Genomic DNA, 206 nt, shown 5'->3' with positions numbered 1-206 from the left:
CCGTCCCGAACCGCCGCCAGCGAGAGCAGCCGCCGGGCCACATGCGCATCCCGGGTCCGCGCGGATAATCGCCGCAGGGCCGATGCCGAATAGTCCGTTCGAAGGGAAACCGCCGCCGTCATCCTCAATCCTCCTCCACCATAGAGAATCAGAGGCCAGGCCAAGTGTCACATCACCAACGAGTCAGCAGCTATGCCCTTTGGTAT

Annotated in this window: 1 pseudogene; it reads right to left on the bottom strand. The window is 63.1% G+C overall.

The window, feature by feature from the left end:
• Positions 1–122, bottom strand: a pseudogene (locus B8446_RS16180) (IS630 family transposase); the annotation flags it as partial.
• Positions 123–206 lie beyond the last annotated feature (84 nt).

It is taken from the genome of Tanticharoenia sakaeratensis NBRC 103193 (assembly GCF_000963885.1).
GTDB classification, from domain to species: domain Bacteria; phylum Pseudomonadota; class Alphaproteobacteria; order Acetobacterales; family Acetobacteraceae; genus Tanticharoenia; species Tanticharoenia sakaeratensis.
The sequence above is the reverse complement of the archived record's forward strand: the minus strand, read 5'-3'. Positions and strand labels throughout refer to the sequence as shown.